13 protein-coding genes are annotated in these 17,354 nt (G+C 62.3%); 6 read left to right on the forward strand and 7 right to left on the reverse strand.

Annotation, left to right across the window (positions count from 1 at the left end; genetic code table 11):
* Positions 1-32: 32 nt before the first annotated feature.
* From IFT75_RS04525 to IFT75_RS04550, 6 genes are all read right to left on the reverse strand, one after another.
* A complete protein-coding gene (locus IFT75_RS04525) occupies positions 33-1,628 on the reverse strand; it encodes an ABC transporter substrate-binding protein (RefSeq protein ID WP_122479532.1) in 1,596 nt (531 codons plus the stop codon).
* A 72-nt stretch (positions 1,629-1,700) separates the two neighbouring features.
* Positions 1,701-3,080, reverse strand: coding sequence for an OprD family porin (locus IFT75_RS04530; RefSeq protein ID WP_185794066.1), 1,380 nt, complete (start codon positions 3,078-3,080; stop codon positions 1,701-1,703).
* Between the two features lie 161 nt (positions 3,081-3,241).
* Positions 3,242-4,840 carry an ABC transporter substrate-binding protein gene (locus IFT75_RS04535; protein ID WP_192053573.1) on the reverse strand — a complete coding sequence of 533 codons (1,599 nt, stop codon included), beginning with the start codon at positions 4,838-4,840 and terminating at the stop codon, positions 3,242-3,244.
* A 212-nt stretch (positions 4,841-5,052) separates the two neighbouring features.
* Positions 5,053-6,654, reverse strand: coding sequence for an ABC transporter substrate-binding protein (locus IFT75_RS04540; protein ID WP_185794064.1), 1,602 nt, complete (start codon positions 6,652-6,654; stop codon positions 5,053-5,055).
* A 256-nt stretch (positions 6,655-6,910) separates the two neighbouring features.
* A complete protein-coding gene (locus IFT75_RS04545; protein WP_192053575.1) occupies positions 6,911-8,512 on the reverse strand; it encodes an ABC transporter substrate-binding protein in 1,602 nt (533 codons plus the stop codon).
* 62 nt (positions 8,513-8,574) lie between these two features.
* Positions 8,575-9,285: an SIMPL domain-containing protein gene (locus IFT75_RS04550; RefSeq protein ID WP_122479527.1), complete on the reverse strand. Its 711-nt coding sequence runs from the start codon at positions 9,283-9,285 to the stop codon at positions 8,575-8,577.
* 169 nt (positions 9,286-9,454) lie between these two features.
* On the opposite strand from IFT75_RS04550, the gene IFT75_RS04555 reads away from it, so the two are divergent.
* The 6 genes from IFT75_RS04555 (at position 9,455) to IFT75_RS04580 (ending at position 16,300) form a co-directional block, all read left to right on the forward strand.
* Entirely contained in the window at positions 9,455-10,714 is a 1,260-nt protein-coding gene (locus IFT75_RS04555; RefSeq protein WP_122479526.1) for an ATP-binding protein, read from the forward strand.
* Positions 10,711-11,271, forward strand: a complete 561-nt coding sequence (locus tag IFT75_RS04560) for a response regulator transcription factor (RefSeq protein ID WP_122479525.1) — start codon at positions 10,711-10,713, stop codon at positions 11,269-11,271. Before IFT75_RS04555 ends, IFT75_RS04560 begins: the two co-directional genes overlap by 4 nt.
* Before the next feature lie 154 nt (positions 11,272-11,425).
* Positions 11,426-12,175 carry a FadR/GntR family transcriptional regulator gene (locus tag IFT75_RS04565; protein ID WP_122479524.1) on the forward strand — a complete coding sequence of 250 codons (750 nt, stop codon included), beginning with the start codon at positions 11,426-11,428 and terminating at the stop codon, positions 12,173-12,175.
* Positions 12,176-12,837: 662 nt separating this feature from the next.
* Positions 12,838-13,749 carry a 5-dehydro-4-deoxyglucarate dehydratase gene (gene kdgD / locus IFT75_RS04570; protein WP_122479523.1) on the forward strand — a complete coding sequence of 304 codons (912 nt, stop codon included), beginning with the start codon at positions 12,838-12,840 and terminating at the stop codon, positions 13,747-13,749.
* A 208-nt stretch (positions 13,750-13,957) separates the two neighbouring features.
* Positions 13,958-14,899, forward strand: coding sequence for an AEC family transporter (locus tag IFT75_RS04575; RefSeq protein WP_185794060.1), 942 nt, complete (start codon positions 13,958-13,960; stop codon positions 14,897-14,899).
* A 45-nt stretch (positions 14,900-14,944) separates the two neighbouring features.
* Positions 14,945-16,300, forward strand: a complete 1,356-nt coding sequence (locus tag IFT75_RS04580) for an amino acid permease (protein WP_122479521.1) — start codon at positions 14,945-14,947, stop codon at positions 16,298-16,300.
* Between the two features lie 13 nt (positions 16,301-16,313).
* On the opposite strand, the gene IFT75_RS04585 is transcribed toward IFT75_RS04580, so the two are convergent.
* Positions 16,314-17,339: a calcium/sodium antiporter gene (locus IFT75_RS04585; RefSeq protein WP_122479736.1), complete on the reverse strand. Its 1,026-nt coding sequence runs from the start codon at positions 17,337-17,339 to the stop codon at positions 16,314-16,316.
* Positions 17,340-17,354: the final 15 nt, after the last annotated feature.

Consider the following 17,354-nt stretch of genomic DNA (forward strand, 5'->3'; position numbering starts at 1 on the left):
CCCGGATGGGCGCCGAAGCGGGGCGTCTTTTTCTACTTCACCTGGGTGGTGGCGAAGTTATTATTGGTCATCGGGCTTATGTGGAAGCCTTCGACGTTCTTGCGCATGGCCGAGAACAGGCGTGGATACGCCAGGCTCAACCAGGGTTGCTCTTTGAGAAAAATGACCTGTGCCTGTTCGTAGAACGCCGCGCGCGCTGCCGGTTCAGTGGCTTCGCGGGCCTTGTTCACCAATGCATCGAACTCCGGGTTGCACCAGCGAGCGGCGTTTTCGCCGTTCTTCGCCGCTTCACACGTCAGGTTCGGGCTGAGAAAGTTGTCCGGATCGCCGTTGTCGCCGGCCCAACCGTAGAAAGCCAGGTCATGTTCGCCCAGTTTCAGGCGCTTGATCAACTCGCCCCACTCCAGCACGCGAATATCCAGCTTGATGCCTACCTTGGCCAGGTCCGCCTGGAGCAGCTGCGCCGCCAGGCTGGAATTGGGGTTGGTCGGGCTGCTGCCATTGCGCGCAAAAATGGTGAACGACGTACCTTCCGGAACACCGGCTTCCTTGAGCAGCGCCCGGGCCTTGGCCGGATCGTAGGGCAAGTCCTTCAGGGAATGATTGTAGCCCAGCAAGGTGGTCGGGTAGGGGCCCACGCCCGGCGTTGCGTTGCCTTCGCCGAACAGCGTACGCACGAAGGTCTGCTTGTCGAAGGCCATCTGGATGGCCTGGCGCACGCGCACGTCGCTCAGGTACTTGTGGGTGGTGTTGATGGCCACGTAGCTGGTCATCAGGGCGTCCATTTCCGCGATCTTGAGCTGCGGGTCGGCCTTGATGCCCGGCACGTCGTCCGGCTTGGGGTACACCGCGACCTGGCATTCATTGGCGCGCAGCTTCTGCGCCCGCACGTTGTTGTCCACGGTGATGGCGAAGATCAGCGGGTCCGCCGGTGGCTTGCCGTTGTAATAGTCGGGGTTGGCCTTGTAGCGAACCTGGGCGTCCTTGCTGTAGCGCACGAACACGAAGGGGCCGGTGCCGATCGGCTTGCTGTTCAGCTCGGCGGTCTTGCCGGCCTTGAGCAGCTGGTCGGCATATTCGGCGGAATAGATCGAGGTGAAGCCCATTGCCATGTCGCGCAGGAAGGGCGCCTCTGGGCGCTTGAGCACGAAACGCACGGTCAGCTCATCAAGCTTGTCGATGCTCTGGATCAACTCACCCATGCCCATTGATTCGAAGTACGGATAGCCCATGGTCGACTTGTCATGCCAGGGGTGGTTGGCATCGAACTGGCGCATGAAGCTCCACAGCACGTCGTCGGCAGTGAGGTTGCGGGTCGGCTTGAAGTAGTCCGTGGTATGGAACTTCACGCCCTCGCGCAGGTGGAAAGTGTAGGTCTTGCCGTCTTCGCTGATGTCCCAGCTTCGTGCCAGGCCGGGCTGGATATCGGTGCTGCCCGGCGTGAAGTCGACGAGGCGGTTGAACACCGTTTCGGCTGAGGCGTCGGCCGTCACCGCACCGGTGTACTGAACGATATCGAAACCTTCGGGACTGGCTTCGGTGCAGACCACCAGCGGTTTGGCACTGGCGCCCAGGCTCATGCCGAGCAGGGCGGCGGCTACGGCAGCCTTGAGTGATAGCGTTTTCATCGTTGCCCTCGCAATCGCACGTAAGCGTAGTCGCTGCCCGTGATTCGGCGAACCACGGGCAGCGCTCGCCGATCAAAGAATCTGGAACGGAATGGTAGTGACGATGCGCAGCTCGTTGAGGCTGCCATCGACCTGATTGGCGCTGGCGCGGTGGGCACTGTAGGTCGCGCGAATGGTGCTGGCCTTCAATGGCCCGCCCTGCACGGCGTATGAGGTGCCGAAGCCGTACTCGTAATGGCTTTCGCCGTCCTGAGCCTGAATGCCGTCATAGCCGCCACCCTTGTAGCGCGTGCCATCGATGCCCCAGCCGCGCGCGGTGTAGACGCTGAACTTGAGCCCCGGTACGCCATAGCTGGCCATGTCCAGCCCGTAGCCGACCTGGAACGATTTTTCGTTCGGGCCGTTGTAGTCGGAGAACAGCGAGTTGGCCAGGAAGATGGCGTTGGTCTCGTGCAAATAGTCGAAGTATTCGTCGCCGTTCACTTCCTGGAAGGCCAGGGTCAGGCTGTGCGCCTTGTGCGTCGCGGTCAACGACAGGCTGTAGGTGTCGTTGTCGATGGCACCCATCTTGGCGCTGCCCGCATCCTTGGTCTTGTAATAGTTGAACCCGGTGCTCAGGCTCAGTACCGAGGCATCTCCCAATTCATGGGCTGCGCCGAAATAGTACTGGTTCCAGACATCCTTGACGTTGGACGCGTACAGGCTGGTGGTCAGGCTTTTCAGCGGCTGGTAGTTGAGGCCGAAGATGTTGACCTGATCGGTAGTGGTGCCGTTGCCGTACTCGGTCCTGAATTTGCTCAGGCCCTGCTCGGTGCGCGGCGACACCCGGCTGAACGTACCGAGGTCGAAATCGAGGTTGTCGAACTCGGCGCTGTGCACGCTGACACCCTCGAAGCTGGAGGGCAGGGCACGGTTGCCGATGAAGGCCAGCACCGGTGTGTTCAGCGATTGCCGCCCGGCGGTCACCACCGTGTTTGAAACCCGTGCCTTGAGGTTGGCCAGGCCTGCCTTGGTCCACTGGTCGACCACTTCGCCGTCGTGGTCGGTCAGGGTGCGGTTGCCGCCGCCAGCCACGCGGCCTTTGCCTTGCTCCAGAGCCACGGTGTTGTAGGCCGCCACTTCGGTACTGAAACCTACCGTGCCTTGGGTAAAGCCCGAGGTGTAGTTGACGATGGTGCCCTGTACCCAAGTGTCGCGGCTGCCGGTGCGTTCGGTGGCGCCGTTGCCTTTGTTGATGCCCCAGGTCAGGCCGCGCTTGCCTTTTTCCTTGGCGAACCAGTTGCGCGTCGAGCCGGTCAGGCTGGAGTCCTCGATGAAGCCCTGGGCTTCGTCCTGGGCGCTGCTGGTCTTGACGCTGAGAGGGACGAAAGCCTGGCTGACTTCTTCGGCCAGGGCCAGGGGCGTGAAACCGCTCAAGGACAACGTGAGTACTGCTCTCTTGGTGATTTTCAACTGAAGCTCCTTACATTTTTTGGTTTTATTGCCGCTTTATCGAGGCGGCTTGTGCCCAATCCATGGCGGGTGGTGACAGTTGCAAACGTTTGCTTGCTCTTTTTTGCCAAAAGCTCCCCAAACCCATGGCACGACCATGGGTTTGGGAGGGCTGGGCTTATCTAGTCGCGGACGCTTACGCCGCCGAAATCGTTACGCCCGAACGGGCTGACCTTGAAGCCGTCGACCTTGGCGCTGACCGGCTGGTTGACGGTGGAGTGGGCGATCGGGGTGATCGGCACCTGCTGCTTGAGCAACTGCTGCGCCTGGCGATAGAGCACGCTGCGCTCGTCGCGATCGGTCACGCGCTTGGCCTGCTGCACCAGCTTGTCGTAGTCCTGGTTGCACCACATCGAGTAGTTGTTGCTGCCAATCGCATCGCAGCTGTACAGCGTGCCCAACCAGTTGTCCGGGTCACCGTTGTCGCCAGTCCAGCCAATCAGCGAAACGTCGTGTTCGCCGCGTTTGGTGCGGTCCAGGTACTCGCCCCATTCGTAGCTGACGATCTTGACCTTGAGGCCGATCTTGCCCCAGTCGGCCTGCAGCATTTCAGCCATCAGCTTGGCGTTGGGGTTGTACGGACGCTGCACGGGCATGGCCCAGAGGGTGATCTCGGTGCCTTCCTTGACCCCGGCGGCCTGCAGCATCTGCTTGGCTTTCTCCGGGTCGAAAGGTGCGTCCTTGATGCTCTCGTCGTAGGACCACTGGGTCGGCGGCATGGCATTGACTGCTTTTTGCCCGGCACCCTGGTAGACGGCCTTGAGGATGGCGTCCTTGTTCACCGCCATGTCCATCGCCTGGCGCACTTCCAGCTGGTCGAACGGCTTGTGGCGTACGTTGTAGGTGATGTAGCCCAGGTTGTAGCCGGCCTGCTCCATGACCTTGAGCTTAGGGTCTGCCTTGAGGCCCGCAAGGTCGGCGGGGCGTGGGTAGGCCGTCACCTGGCATTCGTTCTTCTTGAGCTTCTGCATGCGCACCGACGCATCGGTGTTGATGGCGAAAATCAGCTGGTCGACCTTTACCTGGCTCATGTCCCAGTACTGCGGGTTGGCCTTGTAGCGGATCTGCGAGTCCTTCTGGTAACGCTGGAAGGCGAACGGGCCGGTGCCGATCGGCTTCTGGTTGATGTCGCGCATGCTGCCGCTCTTGAGCAGCTGGTCGGCGTACTCGGCGGACAGGATGGAGGCAAAGTTCATGGCGATGTTCTGCACGAACGCGGCATCCACGGCGTTGAGGGTGAACACCACGGTGTGGTCGTCGGCTTTCTCGACCTTGGCGATGTTCTTGTTCAGGCTCATGCTGACGAAGTAGGGAAACTCGGTGGGGTAGGCCTTGCGGAACGGCTGGTTGGGGTCGAGCATGCGGTTGAAGGTGAACAGCACGTCGTCGGCGTTGAAGTCACGGGTTGGCTTGAACGCCTCGTTGCTGTGGAACTTGACCCCTTCGCGCAGGTGGAAGGTGTAGGTCAGGCCGTCTTCCGAGATGTCCCATTTGGTGGCCAGTGCGGGAATGACACTGGTCCCGCCTTTTTCGAATTCGGTCAGGCGGTTGTAGATCGGTTGCGAAGCATCGTTGTCGGTGCCGCTGGTGTACTGGGCGATGTCGAAACCTGCGGGGCTGCCTTCGGAGCAGTACACCAGGCTGTTCGCGGCCTGGCTGAGGCCGACCTGGCCGAGCAGGCCCAGAGCGAGCATGGCGGAGCAAAGCTTTGTATGTCGCATGATAGTCCCTGTCTTGTTGTTTTCCGATCGTGGGTCGCCAGTCCCCTGGCAGGAATAGGACGGCCGTCGCCAAGGAAAGCTAGTTCCATTTGACTAAGGTGTATGTCGGCGTATTCCGGTAGTGCTGTGGGAAAGATCCTGGCGTTTGTGCAGGCAAAGTGAGCGACGGACCTGCCGGTCCATCGCTCGCCTGCATGGGGGAGACGCCTTTGTCAGTCCTTCAGGCCTACGCCATAGAACGAGTTCAAGCCAAAGGGGCTGATCTTGAAGTCGGTGACCTTGGCGCTCATGGGCTGGTAGACCGTGGAGTGCGCGATCGGGGTGATCGGCACCTGTTCCTTGAGGCGCACCTGGGCCTGCTTGTACAGTTCGGTGCGCTTGGCCTGGTCAGGCGTGGCCTTGGCGGTCTTGATCAACTGGTCGTAGTCCTTGTCGCACCACTTCGAGAAGTTGTTGCCGTTCACCGCGTCGCAGCCGTACAGGGTGCCGAGCCAGTTGTCCGGGTCACCGTTGTCACCGCTCCAGCCGATCAGCATGGCATCGGTCTCGCCGGCCTTGGCTCGCTTGAGGTACTCACCCCATTCGTAACTGACGATCTTGGCCTTGATACCCACCTTGGCCCAGTCCGATTGCAGCATCTCGGCCATCAACTTGGCATTGGGGTTGTAGGGACGCTGCACCGGCATCGCCCACAGGGTGATCTCGGTACCTTCCTTGACGCCGGCCTCCTTGAGCAGCTTCTTGGCCTCTTCCACGTTGTAGCCGGCGTCCTTGATGCTTTCGTCGTAGGACCACTGGGTTGGCGGCATGGCGTTCACTGCCAGCTGGCCAGCGCCCTGGTACACGGCTTCGATGATGCTTTTCTTGTTCACGGCCATGTCCAGCGCCTGGCGGACCTTGAGGTTGCCGAGCGGTTCATGGGTGACGTTGTAGGCGATGTAGCCCAGGTTGAAGCCGGCCTGGTCAGGCATCTGCAGCTTGTTGTCTTCCTTGAGCGGCTTGAGGTCGGCCGGGCGTGGGTACACGCTGACCTGGCATTCGTTCTTCTTGAGTTTCTGCATGCGCACCGATGCATCGGTGGTGATGGCGAAGATCAGGTTGTCGATCTTCACGTCATCCGGGTTCCAGTAGTCCTTGTTGCCCTTGTAGCGAATCTGCGCGTCTTTCTGGTAGCGGTTGAACACGAACGGGCCGGTGCCGATCGGCTTCTGGTTGATGTCGGCGGCCTTGCCCTGCTTGAGCAGTTGGGCGGCGTATTCGGCGGACTGGATCGAGGCGAAGCTCATCGCCATGTTCTGGATGAACGCGGCGTCGACGGTCTTCAGGGTGAAGCGAACGGTGTGGTCGTCGAGCTTCTCGATGTTGGTGATGTTCTCGTCCATGCCCATGTCGGTGAAGTACGGGAACTCGGTCGGATAGGCTTTGCGGAACGGCATGTTCTTGTCGATCATTCGGTTGAACGTGAACAGCACGTCGTCGGCGTTGAATTCGCGGGACGGCTTGAAGTAGTCGGTGGTGTGGAACTTGACCCCTTCGCGCAGGTGGAAGGTGTAGGTCAGTGCGTCTTCGGAGATGTCCCAGCTCGTGGCCAGGCCAGGAATGACCGCAGTGCCGCCGCGCTCGAACTGGCTCAGACGGTTGAAGACGGTTTCTGCAGAAGCGTCGAAATCCGTGCCACTGGTATACAGCGCCGGGTCAAAACCCGCCGGACTGCCTTCGGAGCAGAATACAAGGTTGCTCGCAGCATGGGCGAAAGGGGCGCTGGCAAGCAGGCCGGCCCCGACGATGAACGGAATGACCGCGGTTTTGAGCATGGTGGCCTCAGTTGTTGTCATTTTAAGAATGAGGGCGACCTTGTGGGCCGACCCGGCCGATACTTATGCAGGCGGCATACCCAAATCAACTGTTTGCATCGAATCGGGGTTGAAACGGTGGGACGGGCGTACACGAATGTCGCATCGATATAATTTTTTCGATAGTTGAACGCACGATCAATAACGTTTTGCAGCAGAACGCACGCTTATCGACCCCACTGCACCACGCTGGCGCACTGCAATGGGGCGTTAGGTATCACTGCGAGAGGCTGACACCGTAGAAAGGGGTCAGGCCGAAGGGGCTGATGCGGAAGTCCTGAACTTCCTTGCGCATGGGCTGGAACACCGTGGAGTTGGCAATGGGCGTGATCGGCACCTGTTGCTTGAGGATACGCTGCGCCTGCTGGTACAGCTTCACACGCTCGTCGCGATCGCTGCTCAGCTTGGCCTGCTGGATCAGCTTGTCGTAGGCCGGGTCGCACCATTTGGCGTAGTTGCTGCCCTTTACCGCCGCACAGCTGTAGAGCACGCCGAGCCAGTTGTCGGGGTCGCCGTTGTCGCCGGTCCAGCCGTAGATCATGGTGTCGTGCTCGCCGTTCTTGGCGCGCTTGATGTACTCGCCCCATTCGTAGCTGACGATGTTGGCCTTGATGCCGACCTTGGCCCAATCGCTCTGGATCATCTGCGCCGACATGCGTGCGTTGGGGTTGGAAGCGCGCTGCACCGTCATGGCCCACAGGTCGATGGTCGTGCCTTCCTTGATCCCGGCTTCCTTGAGCAGCGCGCGGGCTTTGGTGATGTCGTGGGGCGCGTCCTTGATGCCCGTGTCGTAAGACCATTGCGCGGGGGGCAGGGCGTTCTGTGCCAGTTGGCCGGCGCTCTGGTACACCGCCTTGATGATGGCGGGCTTGTCGATCGCCATGTCCAGTGCCTGACGCACCTTGAGTTGATCGAGCGGCGGATGGGTCACGTTGTAGGCAAGGAAGCCCAGGTTGAAGCCGGGCTGGCTGAGCACACGCAGGTTGGGGTCCTGTTTCATCACCTCGATGTCGGCGGGCCGCGGATAGCCGCTGACCTGGCATTCGCCGGCCTTGAGTTTCTGCAGGCGCACGGCAGCATCGGTGTTGATCGCGAAGATCAGGTTGTCGAGCTTGACGTCTTCAGGCTTCCAGTACGCCTTGTTGGCAACGTAGCGGATCTGCGAATCCTTCTGATAGCGCTTGAAGACGAACGGGCCGGTGCCGATCGGTTTCTGATTGATGTCGGCAGCCTTGCCCTGCTTGAGCAGCTGCGCGGCATATTCGGCGGATTGCACCGAGGCGAAGCTCATGGCCAGGTTTTGCACGAACGCGGCATCGACCGTGGCGAGGGTGAAGACGACGGTGTGCTCGTCCTGCTTGCTGACCGATTTGATGTTGGTGTTCAGGCCCATGTCGGTGAAATAGGGCGATTCCGAAGGGTAGGCTTTGCGAAACGGGTGCTCGGGATCGAGCAGTCGCTGGAAGGTGAACAGCACGTCGTCGGCGTTGAAATCGCGGCTGGGCGTGAAGTAGTCGGTGGTGTGGAACTTGACCCCTTCGCGCAGGTGAAAGGTGTAGCTCAAACCGTCCGCCGATACGTCCCAGGAGGTGGCCAGGCCAGGTTCGATTTCAGTGCCGCCGCGCTTGAACTGGGTCAGACGATTGAAGACGGTTTCCGCCGAGGCATCGAAATCGGTGCCGCTGGTGTATTGGCTAGGGTCGAAGCCGGCGGGGCTGGCTTCTGAGCAGTACACCAGCGTGCTCGCGGCCTGGGCCATGGGCATCCCGGCACAGAGGGCAGCGGTCAGGAGCAAGGGCTTGAAGGCGGGGATGTGCATGGGGGCCTCGGCAGATGAATGGCAATGGGGGATAGGGCCGCCCGATCAAGGACGGCAGCGCATCAAGGCATCACGACTTCGATGACGCCATCAGCGTTGATGCTGACCTCGCTGGTGCCGGCTTCCACGTCCGGGGTCACCGGGGCAGCGTCGGAACGGGCGGCTTTCATCATCATCGGGGCGGATGCGTAGGGCCGCGGATAGCCAGCGCTGTTGAGGTTGAGGTTGACCACCTTGTAGCTCTTGCCACCCAAGGCGTCGGTGGCCAGCTGAGCACGGGCCTTGAACGCAGCGACGGCTTCCTTGAGCAGGGCGTCTTCGCTCTGCTTGCGGGTCTTGTCGGCGATCGAGAAGTCCATGGCGCCCATTTTCAGGTTCTGCAGCAGTTCGCCGGTGAGTTTGGACAGCGCGGGGAAGTCGGCGCTTTCCAGGCGCACTTCCGCGCGCTCGCGCCAGCCGGTGATGGTCTGGCCTTTGTCGTCATAGATCGGGTAGCTGTTGCGGCTGCCCTGGCGCACGATCACGCCCTTGACTTCGCGCGCCTGGGCGAGGGCTTTGTTCAAGGTGTCGGTGATGCCGGCGGCGAGCTTGGCCGGGTCGGCGTTCTGCTCTTCGCTGTAGAGGGTCACGAGCATCAGGTCGCGGGGCACTTCCTGGCTGACCTCGGCGCGCAGGGAAATCTGGTTGTAGCGGGCTTCGTCGGCCAGCGCGGGAAGGCTGGCCAGCAGGCTCGCGCCAAGGACCAAAGCGGCGCTGCGGGTGATGACGGGCATGGAAAACTCCTTGTTGTAGGTGCTGGGTAAGACTGGCCAGGCCGGATGCGGTTCCTGAACGATGCCTGGTTCATGCGTTTCGCGCGGTCATTTGCCGCAGTTTCCGCTGTCGGCGTGTCGAGTTGGTTATACTTGCACCGATCCGCCTGCAGCGCTCACTGGAGAGCAAATGCTCGCCCATCCTATGCCTCTTTCCGCTTCACGCCAGAACCTCTGGCGCCTGACCTTCATCCGCACCCTGGTACTGGCCGCTCAGGCCGGCTCGGTTGGTTTCGCCTACCTGACGCACCTGCTGCCGTTGCCCTGGCTGGCGCTGAGCACCACCCTGGCGGTGTCCGCCATACTCTGCGCGCTGACCGTCCTGCGCCTGCGCTTCTCGTTGCCGGTCACCGAGCTCGAGTACGCCCTGCAACTGGCCTGCGACCTGCTGATCCACAGTGTCCTGCTCTACTATTCGGGCGGCGGCGCCAACCCGTTCGTGTCCTACTACCTGGTGCCCCTGACCATTGCCGCCGTGACCCTGCCGTGGGTCTACTCCCTGGTGCTCTCAGGCATCGCGCTGGCCTGCTACACCTTCATGCTGGCGCACTTCTACCCCCTCGACACGCTGCCGATCGGCCGTGAAAACCTGCAGATCTACGGCATGTGGCTGAGCTTCGCCCTGGCTGCTTCGGTGATTACCTTCTTCGCTGCCAAGATGGCCGAGGAGCTGCGGCGCCAGGAACAGCTGCGTGCCCAGCGCCGCGAAGAGGGCCTGCGTGACCAGCAACTGCTGGCCGTGGCCACCGAGGCTGCGGGCGCTGCCCATGAGCTGGGTACGCCGCTCGCCACCATGAGCGTGCTGCTCAAGGAAATGCGCCAGGACCATCCCCAGCCTGAACTGCAGGAAGACCTGCAGGTGCTGCAGGATCAGGTCAAGCTGTGCAAGGAAACCCTCCAGCAACTGGTGCGGGCTGCCGAAGCCAACCGACGCATGGCCGTGGTCGATCAGCCGGTCACCGCCTGGCTCGACGAAGCCCTCAATCGCTGGCATCTGATGCGCCCCGAGTCCAGCTACCGTTTCCACCGCCTGGGCCAAGGCGAGGTGCCGCACCTGTCGCCGCCTCCGGACCTCACCCAGGCGCTGCTCAACCTGCTCAACAACGCCGCCGATGCCTGCCCCGACAACCTCGAGGTCAAGCTGGACTGGGACAGTGAAGACATCTTCATCGTCATCCGCGACCACGGCGCGGGTGTTCCCCTGGCCATTGCCGAGCAGATTGGCAAACCGTTCTTCACTACCAAGGGCAAGGGCTTCGGCCTTGGCCTGTTCTTGAGCAAGGCCAGCGTGACTCGCGCCGGCGGCTCGGTAAAACTCTATAGTCATGAAGAGGGCGGCACGCTCACCGAGCTGCGCCTGCCCCGTGGCGTCCCAGGAGATGATCGATGACTGACGAAAACCAAGTCGAAGGCGAAGAGCTGCCGCACCTGTTGCTGGTGGACGACGACGCCACGTTTACCCGCGTGATGGCCCGTGCCATGACCCGCCGAGGCTTTCGCGTAAGCACCGCAGGCAGCGCCGAGGAAGGCTTGAAGCTGGCCCAGGACGATGTACCCGACTACGCCGCGCTGGACCTGAAGATGGAAGGCGATTCGGGCCTGGTGCTGCTGCCCAAGCTGCTGGAGCTGGATCCGGAAATGCGCGTGGTGATTCTCACCGGTTATTCGAGCATCGCCACTGCGGTGGAGGCGATCAAGCGTGGCGCCTGCAACTACCTGTGCAAGCCGGCCGACGCCGATGACGTACTGGCGGCGCTGTCGGCCGAACACGCTGACCTCGACACGCTGGTGCCGGAAAATCCGATGTCGGTCGACCGCCTGCAATGGGAGCACATCCAGCGAGTGCTCACCGAGCACGCCGGCAACATTTCTGCCACGGCGCGAGCGCTGGGTATGCACCGGCGTACCCTGCAACGCAAATTGCAGAAACGCCCCGTGCGTCGGTGAACCCGCGTCGAGCGCTCTGGCTGGCGCCCTGCGCGCCTGGGCAGGCGGCATTCGCCCGCCCGCCGGGCCCTGCGGCAGCTCATGCCATGATCGTACAACCCGCTTTAGGCTATGATTGCTTCAATCACCGACCGTTTCGAGAATGACTTTCACTATGGATACTCAGAGCGCCGCCCCACGCGCCCGTCGCAAACCGCGCAGCCTGGCCCAGGAACTGGTGGCCGTGCTGACCCAGCGCATCCTCGATGGTGACCTCAAGCGTGGCGACAAGCTGCCTACCGAGTCGGCCATCATGGAAGAGCAGGGCGTCAGCCGGACCGTGGTGCGTGAAGCCATTTCCCGGCTGCAGGCGGCAGGTCAGGTCGAAACCCGCCACGGCATCGGCACCTTCGTGCTGGATACGCCCAGCCCGAGTGGTTTTCGCATCGATCCAGCGACCATCGTGACCTTGCGCGATGTGCTCGCCGTGCTCGAGCTGCGCATCAGCCTGGAAGTGGAGTCCGCCGGGCTGGCCGCCAGCCGTCGCTCACCCGAGCAACTGGCGGCGATGCGCGCGGCCCTCGATGCGCTGAACGAAAGCGCGGCCCATGCCAGCGATGCAGTGGCGTCCGATTTCCAGTTCCATCTGCAGATTGCCTTGTCCACCGGCAACCGCTATTTCACCGACATCATGACGCACCTGGGCACCAGCATCATTCCCCGCACCCGCCTGAATTCGGCACGTCTGGCACATGACGACCAGCAGCACTACATGACCCGACTCAGTCGCGAGCACGAGGAAATCTACGACGCCATCGCCCGCCAGGATTCCGATGCCGCACGCGCAGCCATGCGCCTGCACCTGACCAACAGCCGCGAGCGTTTGCGCCAGGCGCACCAGGAAGCCGAAGCGGGCAGGGGCTGAACGCCGCGTCGGCGGTCGGCGCGGTGATCTGGCAGACCGCAGCGAGGCCGGACGCGGCTCGCGCCGCTGCTACAGAATCACCGCAACCCTTGTAGCAGCGGCGCAAGCCGCGTCGGCGGTTGCCGCGGTGTATCTGGCAGAACGCGGTGCCACCGGACGCGGCTTGCGCCGCTGCTACAGAACACCGCAACCCTTGTAGCAGCGGCGCAAGCCGCGTCGGCGGCTGGCGCGGTGTATCTGGCAGAGCGCGGTGCCACCGGACGCGGCTTGCGCCGCTGCTACAGAACACCGCAATCCTTGTAGCAGCGGCGCGAGCCGCGTCGGCGGTCGGCGCGGTGATCTGGCAGACCGCAGCGAGGCCGGACGCGGCTTGCGCCGCTGCTACAGAAACACCGCAACCCTTGTAGCAGCGGCGAAAGCCGCGTCGGCGGCTGGCGAGGTGTATCTGGCAGACCGCAGCGAGGCCGGACGCGGCTTGCGCCGCTGCTACGGGGATCCCGTGTGTCGTCTCGGCGTTCGGTGAAGCCCATCAGGGACAATCTGAAAATACTTCGTTCAACCTATTGAGGAACTGCATAAGTAGTTGTACGATGACGTACGACATCAGCCAGCCATGGCTGCTTGGTTGTTCAATTTTCCATGCGACTCAGGGTGTTCAAACAATGAATCCACAAGAACTAAAGTCCATCCTCAATCACGGCCTGCTGTCTTTTCCAGTAACCGACTTCACTGCCCAGGGCGACTTCCATCGCGAAGGCTACATCAAGCGCCTGGAATGGCTTGCCCCCTACGGCGCCAGCGCCCTGTTCGCCGCCGGCGGCACCGGTGAGTTCTTCTCCCTGGCTGCCAGCGAATACTCGCAAGTGATCAAGACTGCCGTCGACACCTGCGCCACCAGCGTGCCTATCCTCGCCGGCGTTGGTGGTTCCACTCGCCAGGCCATCGAGTATGCACAGGAAGCCGAGCGCCTGGGCGCGAAGGGTCTGCTGCTGCTGCCGCACTACCTGACCGAAGCGAGCCAGGACGGCGTAGCCGCCCACGTCGAGGCCGTGTGCAAATCGGTCAACATCGGCGTCATCGTCTACAACCGCAATGTCTGCCGTTTGAACGCGCCATTGCTGGAACGCCTGGCCGAAAGCTGCCCGAACCTGATCGGCTACAAGGACGGCCTGGGCGACATCGAACTGATGGTGTCGATCCGCCGTCGCCTGGGCGATCGCTTCAGCTACCTGGGTGGCCTGCCGACCGCCGAAGTCTATGCAGCGGCCTACAAGGCTCTGGGTGTGCCGGTGTATTCGTCCGCCGTGTTCAACTTCATCCCGAAGACCGCCATGGACTTCTACCGCGCAATCGCCGCTGAAGATCATGTCACCGTGGGCAAGTTGATCGACGACTTCTTCCTGCCTTACCTGGACATTCGCAATCGTAAATCCGGCTACGCAGTCAGCATCGTCAAGGCAGGCGCGAAGATTGCCGGCTACGACGCAGGCCCGGTGCGCACCCCGCTGACCGACCTGACCGGCGAAGAGTACGAAATGCTCGCTGCCCTGATGGACAAGATGGGTCCGCAGTAAGCCTCGAAACTGCAGTGCGGCTTTCGCGGCCGCTGACCGCTCCTATGGGAATCCTGCATACACTGAGGATCTCTGTGGGAGCGGGGCGGGGGGCCAGCCCTCTGCCCGCGAAGCGGCCCTGCCTGCCATACCTTTCCAGAATTTCCCCGCCTGACCCCCACATCCTCGCTATCATTGTCGCCTGACCCCAGGCAACAGGTTCCCCGGCATGCTCGCCCTATTTCTGCAGACCCTGAACGTGACCGCTCCGGTGTTCGCCATGCTGTTTCTCGGCTACGGGCTGAAGCGGATCGAGTGGATCAACGACAACTTCATCAAGACCGCCTCGGCCCTGGTGTTCAACGTCTGCATGCCGTCGCTGCTGTTTCTGGGCATCTACCATGCCGACCTGCGCTCTGCACTCAAGCCGGGCCTGCTGGTGTATTTCGTGGTGGCCACGGTGGGCAGCTTCGCCATCGCCTGGTGGATCGCCACCAAGCGATGCCCGCAAGTCGACCGTGGGGTGTTCACCCAGGGCGCCTTTCGCGGCAACAACGGTGTCATCGGCCTGGCCCTGGCGGGCAGCATGTATGGCGACTACGGCATCTCCCTGGGCTCGATCCTCGCCGGTTTGGTGATCGTGCTCTACAACTCGCTGTCGGTAGTGGTGCTGGCGATCTACAGCCCGAACATCAAGTCCGATCCGCTCAGCATCTGCAAGAGCATCCTGGTCAACCCGTTGATCATCAGCGTGGTATTGGCCGTGCCCTTCGCCTGGTTGCAGGTGCCCATTCCCAACTGGATCCTGACCTCCGCTGACTACGTCGCGCAAATGAGCCTGCCGCTGGCGCTGATCTGCATCGGCGGGACCCTGTCGCTGGCCGCATTGCGCAGCAGTGGTTCGGTGGCGCTGAGTGCCAGCGCGGTGAAAATGATCCTGCTGCCGATCGTCGGTACCTTCGGTGCCTGGCTGTTGGGCTTTCGCGGGGCGGAACTGGGCATTCTGTTCCTGTATATTGGCGCTCCTTCGGCCTCGGTCGGTTATGTCATGGTGCGGGCCAGCGGCGGCAACTATTCGCTCGCCGCCGCCATCATCGTCATCACCACCCTGGCGGCAGCCATCACCACCAATATCGGAATATTCCTGTTGCAGTGGGGCGGCTGGATCTAGACGCTGCTTGCACACCCGCAAGCATTCACCCGCTAAGGAACCGCAATGGATGATCAATCCACCCCCGAAGGTCTGCATCGGGGTCTGAAAAACAGGCATATCCAGCTCATTGCCCTGGGCGGGGCGATCGGCACCGGCCTGTTCCTGGGCATCGCCCAGACAATCGGCATGGCCGGCCCGTCGGTCATCCTGGGTTACGCGATCGGCGGCCTGATTGCCTTCTTCATCATGCGCCAGCTGGGCGAAATGGTCGTTGAAGAGCCGGTCACCGGTACCTTCAGCCATTTCGCCAACCGCTACTGGAGCGGCCTGGCCGGCTTCATGTCCGGTTGGAACTATTGGGTGCTGTATGTGCTGGTAGGCATGGCCGAGTTGACCGCCGTGGGCATCTACATCAAGTACTGGTGGCCGGACGTGCCGACCTGGGCCTCGGCCGCGGTGTTCTTCGTGCTGATCAACGCGATCAACATGTTCCAGGTGAAGATCTATGGCGAGATGGAGTTCTGGTTTTCGCTGATCAAGGTGGCCGCCATCGTCAGCATGATCGGCTTCGGCGCCTGGATGCTGGCCACCGGCAGCGGTGGGCCGGACGCCAGCATCGCCAACCTGTGGCAATACGGCGGCTTCTTCCCCAACGGCATCGGTGGATTGACCCTGGCCATGGCGGTCATCATGTTTTCCTTCGGTGGCCTGGAGCTGGTCGGCATCACCGCCGCCGAAGCCGATGATCCCAAGCGCAGCATCCCCAAGGCCACCAACCAGGTGATCTACCGGATCCTGCTGTTCTACGTGGGCGCCTTGACCATCTTGTTGTCGCTGTATCCGTGGCAGAAAGTGGTCGAAGGCGGCAGCCCGTTCGTGATGATCTTCCATGCGCTGGACAGCAACGTAGTGGCAACCGTGCTCAACGTGGTAGTGCTGACCGCGGCGCTGTCGGTGTACAACAGTTGCGTCTATTGCAACAGCCGCATGCTGTTCGGCCTGGCGGTGCAGGGCGATGCGCCCAAGACCCTGCTCAAGGTCAACCGCCGTGGCGTGCCCATGAAAGCGCTGGGTATTTCCGCCATGGCGACCGGGTTGAGCGTGGTCATCAACTACCTGATGCCGGGCGAGGCCTTCGGCTTGTTGATGGCGTTGGCCGTGTCCGCACTGGTCATCAACTGGGGCATCATCAGCATCACTCACCTGAAGTTTCGCAAGGCCATGCGCGCCAACGGTCAGGCGACGTTCTTCCCCAGCTGGGGCTACCCGATCACCAACTGGGTATGCCTGCTGTTCCTGGCGGGCATTCTGGTGATCATGTACATGACGCCGGGAATCCGCATTTCGGTGCTGTTGATTCCCTTGTGGCTTGGGGTGCTGGCCGTGGCCTGGATGGTCAAGAAGCGTCGGGCAGGGTAGGAGGCCGCCTGGCTCAGTGCTGTCGGCGCCAGGCGCGCAGGGTGCCCCACAGCACCACCGCCGCCAGCAACGGCAGCACATAGAACAGCATCAGCTCTTCCAGCCTGGCCGCCAATGGCATGCCCGTGGTGAACGCCACCACGTGCAGGCCATACGCGACGTACAACCCCAGCAGCACCAGCCCTTCGATCCGCGTGACCCGGTATCCGGAATAGAACAGCGGCAGGCACAGCAGGGTGACGCCGAGCATCACCGGCAGGTCGAAGTCCAGCGCGTTGGGTGACACGCTCAGGGGCGCGGGTGCCAGCACTGCGGTCAGGCCGAGCACACCGAGCAGGTTGAACAGGTTGCTGCCGATGACGTTGCCCACTGCGATCTCGCGGTGACCGCGAAAGGCGGCGACCAACGACGTCGCCAGTTCCGGCAGTGAGGTGCCGACGGCCACGATGGTCAACCCGATCACCCGGTCCGACAAGCCGAAATCGGTGGCCAGCTCCAGCGCCGCTTCCAGCAGCCAGTGGCTGCCCGCGCCCAGCAGCAGCAAGCCGCCGAGCATCATGCCCAGGCACTTGAGCCAGGGCGCTGTGCCTTGGGCTGTCGCCACCCGGCCCGGATGCCGAGACTGGCGCCACAGCACGCCTAGATAGCCGACCAGGGCCAGAAGCAGGACGCCGCCTTCCAGGCGCCCCAACTGCTCGTTCAGGGCCAGCCCGAACACCAGCGCACTGGCTGCGATCAACAGAGGAATATCGAGCCGCAGCAGTTGCCGCGAAACCCGTAGCGGAATGATCAGCGCGGACAGCCCCAGGGTCACCAGCAAACTGAAGATATTGCTGCCCACCAGGCTGCCGACGGCGATGTCCGGCGTACCGACGAACGTCGCCTGCAGGCTGACGGCCAGCTGCGGCACACTGCTGCCCAGCGCAACCACGCCCAGGCCCACTACCAGCGGCCTGATCTTGAGCGCGGCCGCCAGGCGCACGGCGCCGCGCACCAGGCACTCGGCGCCGGCAATCAGCAGCAGCAGCCCTGCGAACAATTGCAGCAAGGTCGG

The organism is Pseudomonas sp. CFBP 8758 (assembly GCF_014841725.1).
GTDB classification, from domain to species: Bacteria; Pseudomonadota; Gammaproteobacteria; order Pseudomonadales; family Pseudomonadaceae; genus Aquipseudomonas; species Aquipseudomonas baltica.